Genomic DNA, 16,187 nt, shown 5'->3' with positions numbered 1-16,187 from the left:
TGCCGTGGGCGCCTCGCGGCTCGGAGCCGTGCACCCGGCCGCGCCGGGCGGACAGGTCGCCGAGGACGCCGCCGACGCTGTCCGGGGGGACGGTGACGGTGACGTCGACCACGGGCTCCAGCAGCACCGGGCTGCCGCGCCGCAGCGCCTCGCGCAGGGCGAGCCGTCCGGCGGTGCGGAACGCCAGGTCGGAGGAGTCCTTGACGTGGGTCGCCCCGTCGGTGAGGGTGACCCGGACTCCGGTGACCGGGTGGCCGAGCGGGCCGTCCGCGAGGGCGTCCCGGCAGCCCGCCGCGACGGCCTGCACGAACTCCTGCGGAACCCGCCCGCCGGTGACGGTGGAGCGGAACTCGAAGCCGTCGGTGCCGGGTTCGCCGAGCGGTTCGACGTCGACCACGATGTGCGCGAACTGCCCGGCGCCGCCGTCCTGTTTGACGTGCCGCAGGACGAGCCCGGTGACCGCCGCGGAGAGCGTCTCCCGGTAGGCGACCCGCGGGCGGCCGACGGTGACCTCCAGCCCGGAGCGGTGCAGCGTCTCCACCGCCACCTCCAGGTGCAGTTCGCCCAGCCCGGACAGCACCCGCTGCCCGCTCTCCGGATCGGTGCCGACCACCAGGGACGGGTCCTCCTCGGCGAGCCGGAGCAGCGCCGCCGCCAGCCGGTCGGTGTCCACCGAGCGGCGGGCCTCGACCGCGACGGTCACCACCGGGTCGGCGGCGACGGCCGGTTCCAGCACCAGCGGGGCGCCGGGTGTGCACAGCGTGCTGCCGGCGCGGGCGGCCTTGGGCCCGATGACGGCGACGATGTCGCCGGCCACCGCCGTGTCGGTCTCGGTGTGCCGGTCGGCCTGCACCCGCAGGATGCGGCCGATCCGCTCGGTGCGGCCGGTGCGTGCGTCGAGCACGGTGTCCCCCTTTCGCAGGGTGCCGGAGTAGATCCGCAGGCTACTGAGCCGTCCGGTGGTGTTCGCGTTGACCTTGAACACCAGGGCGGCCAGCGGTTGTTGGGCGTCGGCGGGGCGTTCCTGGACGGCGCCCTGCCAGTCGCCGCGCACCGGCGGGACGTCCAGCGGCGAGGGCAGGTACGCCGTCACCGCGTCGAGCAGCGGTTCGATCCCGCGGTTGCGGTACGCCGAGCCGCAGAGCACCACCACCGCCTGTCCGTCGGCGGTGAGTTGACGCAGCGCGGCGGCCAGGGAATCCGCGCCGAGGGTGCCGGTGGCGCAGTACTCCTCCAGTGCCGCCGGGTGCAGTTCGGCCACGGCCTCCGCCAGCGCCTGTCGTCGACGTTCCGCCTCCGCCGCCAACTCCACTGGCACCTCAGCGACTTGGACGCCGTCGGCGCCGTCCGGCCAGGTGAGCGCGCGCAGCCGGAGCAGGTCGACCACGCCGGTGAAGTCGCCCTCCCGGCCGATCGGCACCTGCACGGCCAGCGGCACCGGGTGGAGCCGGTCGCGGATCGAGGCGACCGCGCTGTCCAGGTCCGCGCCGGGCCGGTCCATCTTGTTGACGAACGCGATCCGCGGCACGCCGTGCCGGTCGGCCTGGCGCCACACCGATTCGCTCTGCGGCTCGACGCCCGCGACGGCGTCGAACACCGCCACCGCGCCGTCCAGCACGCGCAGCGCCCGTTCCACCTCGTCGGCGAAGTCCACGTGGCCCGGCGTGTCGATCAGGTTCAGCCGGTGCCCCGCCCAGTCGCAACTGACCGCAGCAGCAAAGATGGTGATGCCGCGGTCGCGCTCCTGCGGATCGAAGTCGGTGACGGTGGTGCCGTCGTGCACCTCGCCGCGCCGGTGGGTCTCACCGGTCAGGAACAGGATGCGCTCGGTGACGGTGGTCTTCCCGGCATCCACGTGGGCGAGGATGCCGAGGTTGCGGACCGCGGCGGCCGCGGGAACGGAAACGGTGCTGGTGAGGGTGGTGGCGAGGTCGGTGCGCATGGCCCCGTGCCTTTCGGAATCGGATCCTGGAATGGGCAGCGCGATTCACGGCACCACGAGCAGCAGTGGCAGCACTGGCACCGCACCCGACCCCGGCAAGCCCGCACGACACGACGGGACGCCACACGCGGAGGGCGGTCGCGGCAGAGCCGAACCACACCCTCAACGGGCTTCTACAGCAGAGGACTTGGGCGGGAGCTCGAAGGCCCTACCGGCACCGGCCGCGCAGCGGGCGCCGGCCCGCCCAGGACACCAGGATCACCTCGAACCGCGACGGGGGAACGACAGCAGCGGTGCTACGCACGGCCGGCCCCTCCCTCTCCACGTCACGGTGCGCCCCGGCCGTCCGGCCCGGGCGTCTCACAGCGAGGCGAGTCTAGGGACACCCGCCCCTCACCGTCACCGGATTAATCGCGCCCGCGCACCAACCGGCCGCCGAACAACGGCTATTGATGTGCAATCAGTCCCAGACGACGGAGCGGATCGCCATGCCGTCCGGCACCGGCGGGACGTCCCGGTACTCGTCCACCAGGCCGTTCATCACGCCGTCGGACTCCCACCCCGCCGTCCACGACTCGCAGGTCTCGACGTCCGCGCTGGTGCACAGCGCGACGGCCTCCGCGAGCAGTTCCTCCAACTCCAGGGTCTCGGGGTGGAGTTGGATGCGCACCCAGGCGACCTCGGGCCGGGCCGCGATCCGGTCCAGCGCGGCGGCCAGCTCGGCCAGCGGCGGACGGCCGTAGCCCCACTGGTTCGGCGCCAACGAGTCCTCGACGGTGTTGCCCGTGAAGAAGTCGGCCAGCGACACCAGCGGCAGCACGTCCTCCGGCCCGGCCCGCTCGATCACGTCCTCAACGGCTATCACGTCACCGATCCTCGCCGACGCCACTGACACGCCAACGGCGGCCCCGGCACCCCCGCGCCGAAACCGCCGCCGAACACCCGCCGCCAAACACCCGCCCGCCAATGACCACCGGCCAACGACCACCGCACAGCGGCGGCTTCGCGTCCGGGCCTCAGACGAGCAGGCCGTTCCGCTTCACGTACCAGGTGTGGAAGCCGAGCATCGCGCCCAGCACGACCAGCCACTGCAGCGAGTTGACCAGCGGCACCGCGCCGAGCGGGAGGGTCAGCGCGAACCCGACCCGGATCAGCGCGTCCAGCGCGAAGCCGGCGCCCCACATCAGCGTCAGCAGGCGGAGGTGGCGGCGGAAGGCCGGGTCGTGGTCCCACTGGCCGATCCACGCGTCCGCGCCCACCGGGCCGATCTTCGCGGCGACCACCGTCCGGGCCGCGCCGAGCATGAACGGACGGCGGGTCAGCAGGCTGCCGAGGATCCACAGGCCGATCACCCCGAACACCCAACTGTCGCGCACCAGCAGCACCCGCGGGCTGCCCGTCACCGCCGACAGCAGCGCGCCCACCGCGATCAGCAGCAGCGTGAACACCGGCATCGCGTCCAGCCGGCGGTTGCGCACCAGGCCGTACACCACCCACGGCAACGCCGCCAGGCTGCTCACCGTGATCGCCAGCCACTGGCCGGCGCCGAAGCCGAGCAGCGCGTAGTAGGCGCCCAGCGGGACCGCCAGCTCGAGCACGACCGCCTTGACGGCCTGCCGGCGCCCGCGCGCGGCCCGCTGCTTGGGCGTCGAATCGTCCCCCGCCAACGCCGCCCAATCCACCTGCCCGTCCGCCGTACGCGGCAGCTCCACGGCCGCCCCGACGCCGGCCTCACCCGCACCCGCGCCCGCCCCCGTCTCCGCACCCACGCCACCGACCGAACCCGCCGCCGTCGCCGCACCCGCACCCGCACCCGCACCCGCAGCGACACCTGCATCCGCGCCGCCCACCGCGCCTGCCCCCGCCGCCGCCCCCGCTCCGGCGTTCACGTCCGTCCCCGCCAGGTCCGTCACCATCGTGTTCTCCCCCGTCGCGTTCGCGCCCACCGATTCCGCCCCCTGCTCGTTCATGCGTCCTCCCCCGGCAACCGGTGCGGTTGCATGCAGACCTCCGACGGGCGCACCGCCCGGTCGAACAGGTCGGCCAACTCCCGTGCGCTGGCGGCCACATCCATCTGCGGGTCGCGCAGCACCCGGACCAGGACCGCGTCGATCGCCCCCCGGACCGCCGTCACCAGCACCCGGGCGTCGAACGGGCCGTACTCGCCGTCCGCCTGCGCGGTGCGGACCAGGTGCTCCTGAAAGTCCATCACCGCCTGGCGGGCCGCCGCGAACTGGCCCTCCGCGTCGTCGCCCTGGCCGTTCAGGATCTCCACCAGCGCCGCCAGCTCGCGCGGATGCGCGGCCGCCAGCTCGACGTTGGACTCGATGTACGCCCGCAGACGCGCCCGCGGGCCGGTCTCCGCCTCGATCCGCGGCAGCATGTACGCCTCGGAGACCCGCATCACCTCCGCGATCACCTCGCGCAGCAGGTCGTCCTTGCCCTTGAAGTAGTACGAGATCATCCCCGTACTGCTCAGCCCCGCGTGCTTGGCGATCCGCGCGAACGAGGCCTTGGCGTACCCCGCGTCGGCGATCACTTCGATGGCCGCCTCGACGATCTGCCGGCGCCGCGCCGATTCGGTGAACGTGCGCCCCACGGAGCACCCCTCTCTGCTTGCCCGAGCCGGCTCTTGCTCGCCCGAGCAAAAAGGTAGCGCCGTTTGCTCGAACGAGCAAGAAGCTGCGCGGTCAAGCAGACGGCCCGCCGACTACTGCCGACGGGCCGTCACTTCCCCAACTGCTGAGCGGAACAAGACCAGGACCCCGATCCCCGGCCGCCCCAGCCGCACCCCCGGGGCTGCGCCTCAGACGCCGACCACCTGCCGCTCGCCCGCCTCGACGGGGACGGCGAGCCGGTTGCCGGGCGGCGGGAACGGGCAGATGAAGTGGTCCGCGAACGCGCACGGCGGCAGGAACGCCCGGTTGAAGTCCAGCACGGTGTTCCCGTCCGCGTCCGGCGCGGGCAGGGTGATGAAGCGGAACCGGTAGGTCTCCCGGCCGCTGGTCTCGTCCGCGATGACGCCGCTGAGCGGGCCGCCGGAGCCGCTGACGGTCAGCGTGTGGGGGCGGCCGGCCAGGGTGAAGGCGACCTGGCCGGTGACGGTGAGCGGGCGGGCCCGGCCGTCGGCGTTCTCCACCAGCACGTCCTGCGCACCGGTGTCGAACGGGGTGAACACGGCGGGCACCGCCCACTCGGGCGCGTACGGGTAGACCGAGATGCCCGCGAAGGCGGCACGTCGCGGCGCGGCCGGGTCGAAGACGCGCAGCGCGAGTTCGCCCTCGCGCTCGATCGGGACCAGGCGCATGCCGTTCAGCACGGCGATCTGCGCGGCCGCGTCGGTGTCGGGGCGCAGCGCGACCCGGCCGGTCGCCTCCCGCTGCTCGCCCTCCAGCCGGACGCCGTCCCCGGTGGCGAGTTCGGCGCACACGGTGCCGCTCTCGGCCCACCAACTGCCGGGCAGGTCGGGCAGTTTCGCCGGTTCGGGCTCCAGCCAGTGGGTGCCGGTCAGCGCGAGTTGGCCGTGCGGGGCGCTCACCGCCGCGTTCCGGGACTCGGTCCAGTGCTGCCACGCCTCGGCTGCGGTGTCGGTCATCGGACTGCCTCCCAAGTGGGGCTCTGGTTCGGGGATTTGCTTCGATCGCTTGACGGGCCGGGCTGCTCCGGCGGGCGCCCGGCTGGTGCCGGTCAGCGCCCGGCGAGCGGGCGGAACAGGCCCTCCTGCATCACGGAGACCACCAACTGCCCCTGCCGGTCGTAGATTTCGCCGCGGGCCAGGCCGCGCGCGCCGTGCGCGATCGGCGACTCCTGCCGGTACAGCAGCCAGTCGTCGGCGCGGAACGGGCGGTGGAACCACATCGCGTGGTCGAGCGAGGCCATGTCGAAGTTCCTTTCGCCCCACAGGGGTTCGACGGGTGCGCGGACGGCGTCCAGCAGCGTCATGTCGCTGGCGTAGGTGAGCGCGCAGACGTGGATCAGCGGGTCGTCGGGCAGCGCGCCGTTGGTCCTCAGCCAGACGCCGCTGCGCGCCTCGACGCCCTCCAGCTCCTCGCGGGTCCACTTCAGCCGGTCCACGTACCGGATGTCGAAGGGCTGGCGGCGGCTGATGAACGGCGGCAGTTCGCCGAGCCGGCCGCCGACCTCGTCCAGGGCGCTCGGCAGGTCCTCGGGGGCGGGGACGTCCGGCATCGGGAACTGGTGCTCGATGCCGCCGGGTTCGGGCTTGTGGAAGTCCGCGGTCAGCGCGAAGATCGACCGCCCGCCCTGGATGCCCAGCACCCGGCGGGTGGTGAAGGACCGTCCGTCCCGGATCCGGTCCACCTGATAGACGATCGGCAGCCCGGGGACGCCGGGCCGCAGGAAGTACGCGTGCAGCGAGTGCACCGGCCGGTCCTCGTCCACCGTGCGGCCCGCCGCGACCAGCGCCTGGCCGGCGACCTGCCCGCCGAAGGTGCGCTGGAGCGCTTCCTCGGGGCTGCGGCCGCGGAAGATGTTCAGCTCGATCCGCTCCAGGTCGAGCAGGTCGACGAGCTGGTCGACGGGGGTTCCCATGTCTCGCTCCCTCTCCGGGCGGCCGGGCGGGGCAGGGTGTACCGCCGGACGCCGTGTTCCGTCCAGCACAAGTCTCCGCGCCCGCCGGGAATTCCCGCCCTCCGGCACGCGGCACGCAGCACGCCCGCCGCCGCCGGGCCCAGCGCCCCAGCGCCCCAGCCCACGGTCCGCAGCACACAGACCCCCACCGGAAGCCGTGTCGCCGACAGCCCCCGCCGCAGCAGGCCGGACGGACGTCGCTACTCCAGGCCGGACTGGCGCACCGTGATGTTCAGCCGCCCCACCAGCCCGAGGTCGGGGTCGGCCGTGCCCGGCAGTGTCCGCACCACCCCGTGGTACGCGAAGCGCATCGGGCCGCCGAACACCAGCAGGTCGCCACTGCGCAGCTCCAGGTCCGTCCACGGGCGGGTGCGGGTCTCGGTGTTGCCGAGCCGGAACACGCAGCTGTCCCCCAGCGACAGCGACACCACGGGCGCGTCCACCCGCTCGTCGCGGTCCTTGTGCAGGCCCATCTTCGCGCCGTGCGGGTAGTGGTTGACCAGCGCCACGTCCGGCGCGAACCCGGCTGCGCCAGCGATCTCGCCGACGCCGTCGCCGTACGCCTCCGCGACCGCCCGCCGGGCCAGCTCGCCGAGCCGCGGCGGGAACGCCTTCACCGGCGCGCCGTCACCGTCCAGCACGGTGCGCGCGTAGCCGTACGGGTACCAGTGCCAGCCCAGGCACACCGTCCGCACGGACATCACCCCGCCGGTCGGCAGCGTCACCGTCCGCATCCCGGCGGGCGGCCGCGCCCACTCCCGGCACTCCGCGACCAGCTCCCGCTGCTCCGCCGCCCCCAGCCACCCGGGCACCAGCACCACCCCGGGCGCCGGCTCCTCCCGCCCACGCCCGAACAACTCACCGGCGAACACCCCGCCACCACTCACCCCTCCATGCTCCCACCCGCCCCCGCCCCTCCCGACCCCGCCGCCCGGTCGGCCGGCCGGCCGCACCCCCACCCGCCGCACCCCCACCCGCCGCGCCGCCGCCCCGTCCCGCGGCCCGCGAGGCTTCCGCGTCCCACATGCGCCCTCCCCCGTCCCGTCAGACCCTGGGGGGAGGGGTGTTGCCGGTTGGCGGAGGAGGCGCGATGCATCCGCTGGAGTTCCGGGTGGTGGATCTTCCCGAGGAGTCGTTGTGCCAGGTGGCGGTGCTGGCGCTGGGCAGCACCGGGCGGTGCTGGTGGGCACGGGGCTGCGGGTGTCGGACGGGCGGCGGCTGGCGCGGGAGGTGGCGTCCTCGGGGCGGCGGCTGAGCACCGTGCTGGTGCCGGACTTCGCGCCGGAGTACTGGCTGGCGGCGGAGGTCCTGTGCGACGAGTTCCCGGAGGCCCGGGTCGTCGGGCCGGCGCCGGTGCTGGCCCGGATCGAGCGTGATCACCCGGCGGTGCGCGCGCAGTGGTCGGATCTGGGGTCGGAACTGCCGTCCCGGCTGGTCGCGTTGGAGCCGCTGGAGGAGGACGCGGTGGAGCTGGAGGGTCACCGCCTGGAGTTGCGCGGGGCGTCGCTCGGCCTGCCGGACCGGCACTACCTGTGGGAGCACCGCAGCCGGACCCTGTTCGGCGCGGCGCTGCTGTGGCTGAACGTGCATCCGCGGATCGCGGACTCCCCGACCGCCGCCGAGCGCGTCGCCTGGATCGACCTGCTGGACGAGGTCGCCGGCCTCGACCCGCAGTTCACCGTCCCGGGCCACCGCCGGCTCGCCGCGCCGGCCCCTGATCACGCCGATCCGGTCGCCTGGACCCGGGACTACCTGCGCGCCTTCGAGACCGAACTCGGCAAGCCGGTCGACCCGGAGGAGGTGGAGGCCGCACTGCTGCACCGTTTCCCGTCGGCCGCGCTGCCCGCCACCGTCGCGGCGAGCGTCCGCACGGCCCTGGCCCACCCCTGACCCGCCCAGGCCCCCTGACCCGCCCCGAAGCCGCCCAGGCCCACTGACCCGCACAACCCCGTAGACGGCGGAAGCCGCCACCCCGACGAGGGGGTGGCGGCTTCACGCCGACAGGGTGGGATCAGTGGATCCCGGGGGGATGCGGTGCTCCCGTGCGGGTCTGGGACCCGGGGGAAGCGGTGCTCCCGTGCGGGTCTCAGACGGAGAGGACCTGGCCGGGGTAGATCAGGTCCGGGTTGCCGCCGACGACACCGGCGTTGTTGTTGTACAGGGTGTGCCAGTCGACGCCCAGGCCGGTGGCGATCTTGGACAGGGTGTCACCGGACTTGACGGTGTAGCTGCCCTTGGCGGTGTTGGCCGCGGACTTGTTCTTCCAGGTCTGCTTCGGGGCGTCCTGCTTGGCCGAGGAGGTGGTCTCCTTGGTCGCGGCCTTGGGGGCCTGCGCGCGGGACTCGGAGCGGGAGGCCTTGGCCGAGTTGTCCGTGGCGGTGCTGTTCGACTTCGCGGAGTCGGTCTTCGCGGTGTTCGACGAGGTCGACTTCGAGGACGAGGAGGACGAGGTCGAGGAGGAACCGGCGGAGGTGTCGACCTGGGCCGGGGTGCCGCCCTTGGTCAGGCCGGCCTTGACGGAGCACACCGGCCAGGCGCCGGGGCCCTGGGAGGCGAGCACCTTCTCGGCGACGGCGATCTGCTGCGCCTTGGTGGCCAGGTTGGCCTGCGAGGCGTACGCGGTGCCACCGAACGCGGCCCAGGTGGAGGAGGTGAACTGCAGGCCGCCGTAGAAGCCGTTGCCGGTGTTGATGGACCAGTTGCCACCGGACTCGCACTGGGCGACCTTGTCCCAGGTCGCGACGTCGGCGGCGGAGGCCGAGGTGGCCGTGACGAGGCCGGCCACCGGGACGGCGAGCAGGGCGCCGCCGACGACAGCCGCGCGGACGCGGTTGCGCTTGGAGGCGGTGGTGGCAGCGGCGGTCTCGTTACGGAAAGTCATGAGATTCCTCTCGACATTCCCGGGATGGGCAGGCGGAACCAGGCCCTCGAAGGGCCGTGTTCGCTCGCCAAGTCCGGTGGGCGACCGTGCACGTGTCGGACGTGCCGCTGTCGCCCCGGCCACCTGTCCGCATCCCCGGCGGCGGCTGGCTGCCGTCGCGCCGGTGGGCGCAGGGTCCGGGTCCGGGGTGAGCCGGGGCGGACCGTTGCGTCGGGGGTGAACCCGGGAGGTGCTCGTTGCACCGGCCACGAACCTACGAGCCACCGGGCGGGGTGCCAAACAGTTTCGGGTTGTCCCAGGTCAGCGTGGTGTTACCGGGGGTATCGATCAAGTAAAAGAAGGATAAATGTCCCATTCGTCCGCTTTTCCCAAGATCAAACCAAATGAGGATATGGCCCCGGTCACAGTTCGGCCGGTGTGAGCTCGGGCACAGCGTCGACAGATAGCGACCCTCCGCGCACACAGGGCAGTCAGAAGCCGCGCAAAAACCGTCGTCCGGCCGACCGCCCGTGACTCCAGCCACAACCTCCCGTTGGTAATGGCGATCGGCGCGCCCCGCGCCGGCGCACCCGGAGGTCCCCGCCGGGGGCACTCAGAACGTCAGGGCGAAACGAGGAGTCTTTGTGCCGCGCATGCTTGAGGTGAGCGAGGACGTACGCGCCGAGATCGGCGACGACGAGGCCGAGAGCCTGCTGGCGGGAGCGCACGCCCCGGACGCGTACGACTGCACCTCGTGCCGACAACCGGGCGATTCGCTGCGGGAGCCCACCAGCACGGTGCTGTTCGTCGGCGAGGAGACGGCGGTGCTGGCGTTCGCGCACGCCCGCTGCATCCCGTCCCAGGTGGTGGCGGTGGACGAGCAGCAGCTGCGCGGCGCCGTCGCCTCGATCAACCAGGGCGACGCCGCGGCCCCCGCGCCCGTCCCGGCCGCGCCCGTCCCGCCCGCGCCGGTGAGCATCCCGGAGCCGATCGCCCCTGCGCCGGCCGGCCGGCCGCAGCCCGCCGTGCTCGGCGTGACCTGCGGCATCGTGCTGTGCGGCGACACCCAGCAGGCCGCGCTGGTGGTCGAGCCGACCGGCCCGGTCGGGCGGCCGGGCAGCACCAGCGGCGAGGACGAGTTCCTGTCGCTGCTGACCGAGCACGGCTTCCAGCTCGTCCAGGACGTCAACCGGACGCCGGCCCGGCCGCGTGCCGGCTGGTCGGTGCTGATGGCGATGGGGCAGCTGCACGCGATCCTGCAGCCGTCGGCGACCGGCGGCTCGGCCGCCTGGTGGCAGGCCCACCAGCCGCTGCAGGTCACCCCGTCGTGGCGGGCCGCGGCGGCCCGCAAGTCCGAGATGGTGATGTACGCGGTGCCGGCCGGCACCGTCGGCCGGCAGCCCCGCGAGGACCTGCTGCGGCAGGCGCTGGACCGGGCCGCCGCCCGCGGCCTGCTCGCCGCCGGCATCCTGCCGCTGGCCGGTACCTGAGCGGGGGCGCGCCGATGACCGACCCCGTGAACGACCCGGCCGCCACCGGTTCCTCCGACGCCGCGTCAACCCCCGCCGTCCGGGCGGAGGTTGAGGACGGACGGGGCGGCGGGCGGGGCATAGGACTGGGGGCGGCGCCCCCGCATCCGAAGCCGGTCTCGCTCGTTGGCTCCTACGTGTACAGCTACGACCTCGCCTCCTCCGGCCGTCCCAACTCCCCCGCCCCCAACCGGTCGATCCCCGGCATGCGCCCGTCGTACGACGCGGAGCACCCGGTGTCGGCCACGCCGATCTACGACTCGCTGTACTCCGAGTACCGGCGGATGTTCCGGGCGCTGCCGGGCGATCGCTCCGGCGAGGAGGGGCTGAGGTTCGCCGGCTTCGCGGTCCGCGACCAGCAGCCGCGCGAGGCGGCGGCGGAGCGGCGGGAGCCGGCGGGGTACCCGCAGCAGCCGTCGTTCGAGCCGTACCCGGGGCAGTCGGCGGGCGGCGGGCCGCAGTTCGCGCCGCCCGCGCCGCCGTCGGGCGCGCAGGCGAACGGCCAGGGGTGGGTGGCGTCCGGCTACCTCGGCCCGGCGCCGCAGTCCGGCGCGGGGCCGGCGGGCGGGCGGCACCGCTCGGTGCTGTCGCTGCCGCCCGGCCGGGACGCCTGACGGGCGGCCCCGCGCCGGGCCGGACACGGCTGTGGGCCGCGGACACCCCGTCGGTGTCCGCGGCCCACAGCCGTGTTCCGCTGTCCGTTACTTCTTCTTGCGCTTCTCGCGCACCCGGACGGAGATCGAGATCGGGGTGCCCTCGAAGCCGAACTCCTCGCGCAGGCGGCGCTCGATGAAGCGGCGGTAGCCGGCCTCCAGGAAGCCGGAGGCGAACAGCACGAACCGCGGCGGGCGGGTGCCGGCCTGGGTGCCGAACAGCACGCGCGGCTGCTTGCCGCCGCGGATCGGGTGCGGGTGCGAAGCGACCAGCTCGCCCAGGAAGGCGTTCAGGCGGGCGGTCGGGATGCGGGTCTCCCAGCCGGCCAGCGCGGTCTCGATCGCCGGGACGAGCTTCTCCATGTGGCGCCCGGTCTTCGCCGAGACGTTCACCCGGGGCGCCCACTGGACCTGCACCAGGTCGCGCTCGATCTCGCGCTCCAGGTAGAAGCGGCGCTCCTCGTCGAGCTGGTCCCACTTGTTGTAGGCGATGACGACGGCGCGACCGGCCTCGACGGCCATCGAGATGATCCGGGTGTCCTGCTCGGCGAGGGTCTCGCTGGCGTCGACCAGGACGACCGCGACCTCGGCCTTGTCCAGCGCGGCGGAGGTCCGCAGCGAGGCGTAGAAGTCGGCGCCGGAGGTCAGGTGGACCCGGCGGCGGATGCCGGCGGTGTCGATGAACTTCCAGGTCTTGCCGCCGAGTTCGATCAGCTCGTCGACCGGGTCACGGGTGGTGCCGGCCAGCTCGTTGACGACCACGCGGTCCTCGCCGGCGACCTTGTTCAGCAGGCTGGACTTGCCGACGTTCGGCCGGCCGATCAGCGCGACGCGGCGCGGGCCGCCCGGGGCCAGGCCGTCGCCGAACAGCTGCGGCGGGGCCTCCGGCAGCACCTTGAGCACGGCGTCCAGCAGGTCGCCGGAGCCGCGGCCGTGCAGCGCGGAGACGGGGTACGGCTCGCCGAGGCCCAGCGACCACAGGTAGGCGGCCTCGGCCTCGGTGGACGGGCCGTCGACCTTGTTGGCGCACAGCACGACGGGCTTGCCGGAGCGGCGGATCAGCTTGACCAGCGCGTCGTCGGTGTCGGTGGCGCCGACCGTGGCGTCGACCACGAACAGCACCGCGTCGGCCTGCTCGATGCCGAGCTCGGCCTGCGCGGCGACCATCGCGTCGATGCCGAGGACGTCGATCTCCCAGCCGCCGGTGTCCAGCACCTTGAAGCGGCGGCCGGCCCACATCGCCTCGTAGCTGACCCGGTCGCGGGTCACGCCGGGGCGGTCCTCGACGACCGCCTCGCGGCGGCCGATGATGCGGTTGACCAGGGTCGACTTGCCGACGTTCGGGCGGCCGACGATCGCCAGCACCGGCATCGGGCCGTGGCCGTCCAGGTCGGCGTCGATCTGGTCGGCGTCGAAGCCCTCTTCGGCGGCCAGCGCCAGGAACTCGGCGTACTCGGCGTCGCCGAGCTCGCCGTGCGCGGCGGTGGTGTCGTTGCTCATGTTCCGTCTTCCATTTCCCGGCCCGGCCCTTCCCAGGGGCGGACCGTGCGTACCTGCCCCGCGGGCAGCGCGAACCGCGCGGATCTCGCGCGGTCGGATCGTTCCGGGTGGATCAGGCGGCGGTCAGGCCGGCCCGATCCTCGACCAGGGCGGTGATCGTGCCGATCACCTGGTCGAGGGTGAGTTCGCTGGTGTCGACCAGCTCCGCGTCCGCGGCCCGGGTCAGCGGGGCGGTCTCGCGGGAGGAGTCGGCGGCGTCCCGGCGGGCGAGGTCGGCGGCCATCGCGGTGATCGTCGCCTCGTCCAGGCCCTTGGCGCGCAGCTCGGCGGCGCGCCGCTCGGAACGGGCCTGCTCGGACGCGGTCAGGAAGACCTTCACGGTGGCGTCCGGGAACACCACGCTGCCCATGTCGCGGCCCTCGGCGACGATGCCGCGGGCGGCGTGCGCGGCGCAGCCGCGCTGCAGCTCCACCAGCCGGGCCCGCACCGCGGGGACCGCGGCGACGGCGCTGACCTTGGCGGTCACCTCGGGGCCGCGGATCGGGCCGGACACGTCCTGGCCGTCCACGGTTATGGTCGGGCCGGCGGCGTCGGTGCCGGAGACGACGACCGGCTTGGCGCAGGCGATCGCCACGGCCTCCGGGTCGTCGACGTCCACCCCGTTGGTGAGCATCCACCAGGTCATCGCGCGGTACATGGCGCCGGTGTCCAGGAAGCTCAGGCCCAGCCGCGAGGCCACGGCCCGCGACACCGTCGACTTCCCGGAACCCGAAGGTCCGTCGATGGCGACGACGACCGGGCTGTTCGACGCTCGGTCGGCACTGTCCACGGGGCGAACCTCTCTCTCACGACACACGAACTCACCTCAAGGTTAATGGACTCGCCGCGCGCCCCCGCCCGCAGTCGCCGGCCCGCGCCGGACGGGGCCGGCGGGAGTCCTCAGTCCCGGACGCCCCAGCCACGGTCGCGCAGGCCCGCCGCGAGCGTCCGCACCACGGTCGGGGCGACGGCGAGCTGCACGTGGCCGACCTGCTGGCCGGTGGAGTGTTCGATGGTGACGTCCTCGATGTTGACGCCGAGGGCGCCGACCTCGCCGAAGAGCCGGCCGAGCTCGCCGGGCTGGTCGCCGAGGACGACGGTGACGGTCTCGTAGCGGGTGGGCGGTGCGCCGTGCTTGCCGGGGATGCGGGCCTGACCGGTGTTGCCGCGGCGCATGACGGCCTCGATGCCGGCGGCGCCGGCGCGGCGGCCGTCCTCGTCGGCGCCCTGGAGGGCGCGGAGCGCGGTGACGGTCTCGGCGAGGTCGGTGGCGAGGTCGTCGAGGACGTCGGCGACCACGCCCGCGTTGGCGGAGAGGATGTCGATCCACATCGCGGGGTTGGAGGCGGCGATCCGGGTGACGTCGCGCACGCCCTGCCCGGAGAGGCGCACGGCCGTCTCCTCGGCGTGCTCCAGCCGGGCCGCGACCAGCGAGGACAGCAGCTGCGGCGCGTGCGAGACGAGCGCCACCGCGCGGTCGTGGTCGGCGGCGTCCATGACGATCGGCATGGCCCCGCACAGGGCGACGAGTTCGAGCGCGGCGTTCAGCGTCTCGGTGTCGGTGTCGGCGGTGGGGGTGAGCACCCAGGGCCGGCCCTCGAACAGGTCGGCGGTGGCGGCGAGCGGCCCGGAGCGTTCGCGGCCGGCCATCGGGTGCGAGCCGATGTAGCGGACGGTATCGAGGCCGAGCGCGGCGATCTCGCCGCGCGGGCCGGCCTTGACGCTGGCGACGTCGGTGTAGGTGCGGGCGAGGCCGCGGCGCTGGCAGTCCGCGAGGACCTTGCCGACGAGCGCGGGCGGGACCGCGATGATCGCCAGGTCGACCGGTCCGTCGGGGAGTTCGGTGGTGCCGGCGCCGAGCGAGGCGGCCGTGCGGGCGGCGTCCTGGTCGGCGTCCTCGAGGTACACGCTGATGCCCCGGCGGGTGAGGGCGAGCGCGGCGGAGGTGCCGATCAGTCCGGTGCCGATGACGGCGGCAGTGCGCATGGCGGGTTTCCGTCTCCCTGGTGGCGGTGGTGGTCGGGCCATTGTCCCGCACCGGTCGGCGGCGGGCGCGGTTGGCCGACGCGCAGGGGAAATCCGGGTGCCGTGACGGGGATTGGGTGCAGACTGGGCGCCCGGGTCCGGGGTTCGGGCCGGCGGCGGAAGGGGGCGAGGTGGCGGGGCAGCAGGCGGTGTGGGAGTCGGAGCTGGTGTCGGTGGTGGTGCACTCGGTGGGCGCGGTGTGCCGGCGCCGGGCGTCGGGGGTGCTGCCGGCGGACGGCCGGGTGGAGGTCGCGGGGCTGCCGCGGCTGGCGGCGGAGGGTTCGCTGCGGGTGCGGGTGGTGGCGGGCGGGGCGCGGGTCGTGGAGGCCCGGGTGGTGCACGCGGAGCGGGTCCGCGAGGAGGGCGGGTCGCCGTCCTGGGAGCGGGAGTTGACCGAGCTGGGCGCGGAGCGCGACCGGCTGGTGGAGCGTCAGGAGCGCCTGGAGGCGCGGATCCGCGAGGTGGCGGCGCTGCGCCCGGTGCCGCCGCAGCGGCGCCGGGACGAGGGGCTGCGGCGGGCGCCGGCGGACGCGGTGCTGGAGCTGGCGGAGTTCGTGGACGCCCGGCTGGAGGTGCTGCAGGAGCGGGCGGTGGAGCTGGCGCAGCGGATCCGGCTGGCGGAGCACGCGTTCGAGGTGGCGCTGGTGCGGTCGCGGCGGCGTTCGAGCGCGGAGCAGCCGGGCGGGGTGGAGTCGTCGGCGCGGGCGCTGGTGACGGTGCGCGGCGCGGGTGCGGTGGAGCTGGAGGTGGAGTACGCGGTGCCGGGTGCGGTGTGGGTGCCGACGTACCAGTTGGCGCACCGCCGGGGCGAGGGTTCGGCGCGTCTGGTGCTGCGGGCGTCGGTGGCGCAGCGGACGGGTGAGGACTGGTCGGGGTGCGGTTGGCGCTGTCGACGGCGGACCTGGCCCGGCCGAGCGGTCTGCCGCGGTTGAGTTCGCTGCGGATCGGCCGCCGGCAGGAGCCGGCCGCGCCGTCGGGGTGGCGGGCGCAGCCGGCGGGGTTGGACGAGTTGTTCGTGGACTGGGAGGGCGCGCAGCGTTCGAAACCGG

At 74.3% G+C, this 16,187-nt stretch carries 15 protein-coding genes; 4 read left to right on the top strand and 11 right to left on the bottom strand.

Features of this window, described 5'->3' with window-relative positions; all coding sequences use genetic code 11:
• The 7 genes from fusA to KCH_RS27245 all read right to left on the bottom strand — a co-directional run.
• A partial coding sequence (gene fusA, locus KCH_RS27275) for an elongation factor G (protein WP_063750188.1) occupies nucleotides 1-1,942 on the bottom strand: 1,942 nt, incomplete at its 3' end.
• A 460-nt stretch (nucleotides 1,943-2,402) separates the two neighbouring features.
• Complete coding sequence (locus KCH_RS27270) at nucleotides 2,403-2,807, bottom strand: hypothetical protein (protein ID WP_157032205.1); 405 nt, start codon at nucleotides 2,805-2,807, stop codon at nucleotides 2,403-2,405.
• Nucleotides 2,808-2,958: 151 nt separating this feature from the next.
• The gene (locus KCH_RS27265) at nucleotides 2,959-3,912 is read right to left on the bottom strand and encodes a VC0807 family protein (protein ID WP_157032204.1); all 954 of its coding nucleotides are present in this window, start codon (nucleotides 3,910-3,912) and stop codon (nucleotides 2,959-2,961) included.
• Nucleotides 3,909-4,541 (bottom strand): TetR/AcrR family transcriptional regulator, encoded by a 633-nt coding sequence (locus KCH_RS27260; RefSeq protein ID WP_051653495.1) that lies wholly within the window; start codon nucleotides 4,539-4,541, stop codon nucleotides 3,909-3,911. The genes KCH_RS27265 and KCH_RS27260 overlap by 4 nt, the downstream gene beginning before the upstream one ends.
• A gap of 207 nt (nucleotides 4,542-4,748) precedes the next feature.
• On the bottom strand, nucleotides 4,749-5,537 hold the full coding sequence (locus KCH_RS27255; RefSeq protein WP_035867330.1) for a DUF1684 domain-containing protein: 789 nt from the start codon (nucleotides 5,535-5,537) through the stop codon (nucleotides 4,749-4,751).
• 92 nt (nucleotides 5,538-5,629) lie between these two features.
• Complete coding sequence (locus tag KCH_RS27250) at nucleotides 5,630-6,493, bottom strand: acyl-CoA thioesterase (protein WP_035867328.1); 864 nt, start codon at nucleotides 6,491-6,493, stop codon at nucleotides 5,630-5,632.
• Nucleotides 6,494-6,732: 239 nt separating this feature from the next.
• Nucleotides 6,733-7,353: an alpha-ketoglutarate-dependent dioxygenase AlkB family protein gene (locus KCH_RS27245; protein WP_244305451.1), complete on the bottom strand. Its 621-nt coding sequence runs from the start codon at nucleotides 7,351-7,353 to the stop codon at nucleotides 6,733-6,735.
• Between the two features lie 355 nt (nucleotides 7,354-7,708).
• Between KCH_RS27245 and KCH_RS27240 the strand changes: the two genes are divergently transcribed.
• Nucleotides 7,709-8,422, top strand: a complete 714-nt coding sequence (locus tag KCH_RS27240) for an MBL fold metallo-hydrolase (RefSeq protein WP_051653494.1) — start codon at nucleotides 7,709-7,711, stop codon at nucleotides 8,420-8,422.
• 196 nt (nucleotides 8,423-8,618) lie between these two features.
• Here the strand turns inward: KCH_RS27240 and KCH_RS27235 are convergent, their stop codons facing one another.
• Complete coding sequence (locus KCH_RS27235) at nucleotides 8,619-9,413, bottom strand: transglycosylase family protein (protein WP_051653493.1); 795 nt, start codon at nucleotides 9,411-9,413, stop codon at nucleotides 8,619-8,621.
• Between the two features lie 632 nt (nucleotides 9,414-10,045).
• Here KCH_RS27235 and KCH_RS27230 point away from each other — a divergent pair.
• The gene (locus tag KCH_RS27230) at nucleotides 10,046-10,882 is read left to right on the top strand and encodes a hypothetical protein (RefSeq protein ID WP_035873982.1); all 837 of its coding nucleotides are present in this window, start codon (nucleotides 10,046-10,048) and stop codon (nucleotides 10,880-10,882) included.
• A 14-nt stretch (nucleotides 10,883-10,896) separates the two neighbouring features.
• Nucleotides 10,897-11,535, top strand: a complete 639-nt coding sequence (locus KCH_RS37870; protein ID WP_051653492.1) for a hypothetical protein — start codon at nucleotides 10,897-10,899, stop codon at nucleotides 11,533-11,535.
• 87 nt (nucleotides 11,536-11,622) lie between these two features.
• On the opposite strand, the gene der is transcribed toward KCH_RS37870, so the two are convergent.
• The 3 genes from der to KCH_RS27210 all read right to left on the bottom strand — a co-directional run bounded on the left by der (nucleotide 11,623) and on the right by KCH_RS27210 (nucleotide 15,099).
• A complete protein-coding gene (der, locus tag KCH_RS27220; RefSeq protein WP_035867324.1) occupies nucleotides 11,623-13,074 on the bottom strand; it encodes a ribosome biogenesis GTPase Der in 1,452 nt (483 codons plus the stop codon).
• Nucleotides 13,075-13,186: 112 nt separating this feature from the next.
• Entirely contained in the window at nucleotides 13,187-13,903 is a 717-nt protein-coding gene (gene cmk / locus KCH_RS27215) for a (d)CMP kinase (protein WP_035867323.1), read from the bottom strand.
• A 110-nt stretch (nucleotides 13,904-14,013) separates the two neighbouring features.
• Nucleotides 14,014-15,099, bottom strand: coding sequence for a prephenate dehydrogenase (locus KCH_RS27210; protein ID WP_035867322.1), 1,086 nt, complete (start codon nucleotides 15,097-15,099; stop codon nucleotides 14,014-14,016).
• 170 nt (nucleotides 15,100-15,269) lie between these two features.
• Here KCH_RS27210 and KCH_RS27205 point away from each other — a divergent pair, with 170 nt between their 5' ends.
• A complete protein-coding gene (locus tag KCH_RS27205; protein ID WP_051653491.1) occupies nucleotides 15,270-16,070 on the top strand; it encodes a DUF4140 domain-containing protein in 801 nt (266 codons plus the stop codon).
• Nucleotides 16,071-16,187: the final 117 nt, after the last annotated feature.

The organism is Kitasatospora cheerisanensis KCTC 2395 (genome assembly GCF_000696185.1).
Classification (GTDB): domain Bacteria; phylum Actinomycetota; class Actinomycetes; order Streptomycetales; family Streptomycetaceae; genus Kitasatospora; species Kitasatospora cheerisanensis.
Note: the sequence above shows the minus strand (reverse complement) of the source record. Positions and strands in the feature narration are given on the sequence as shown.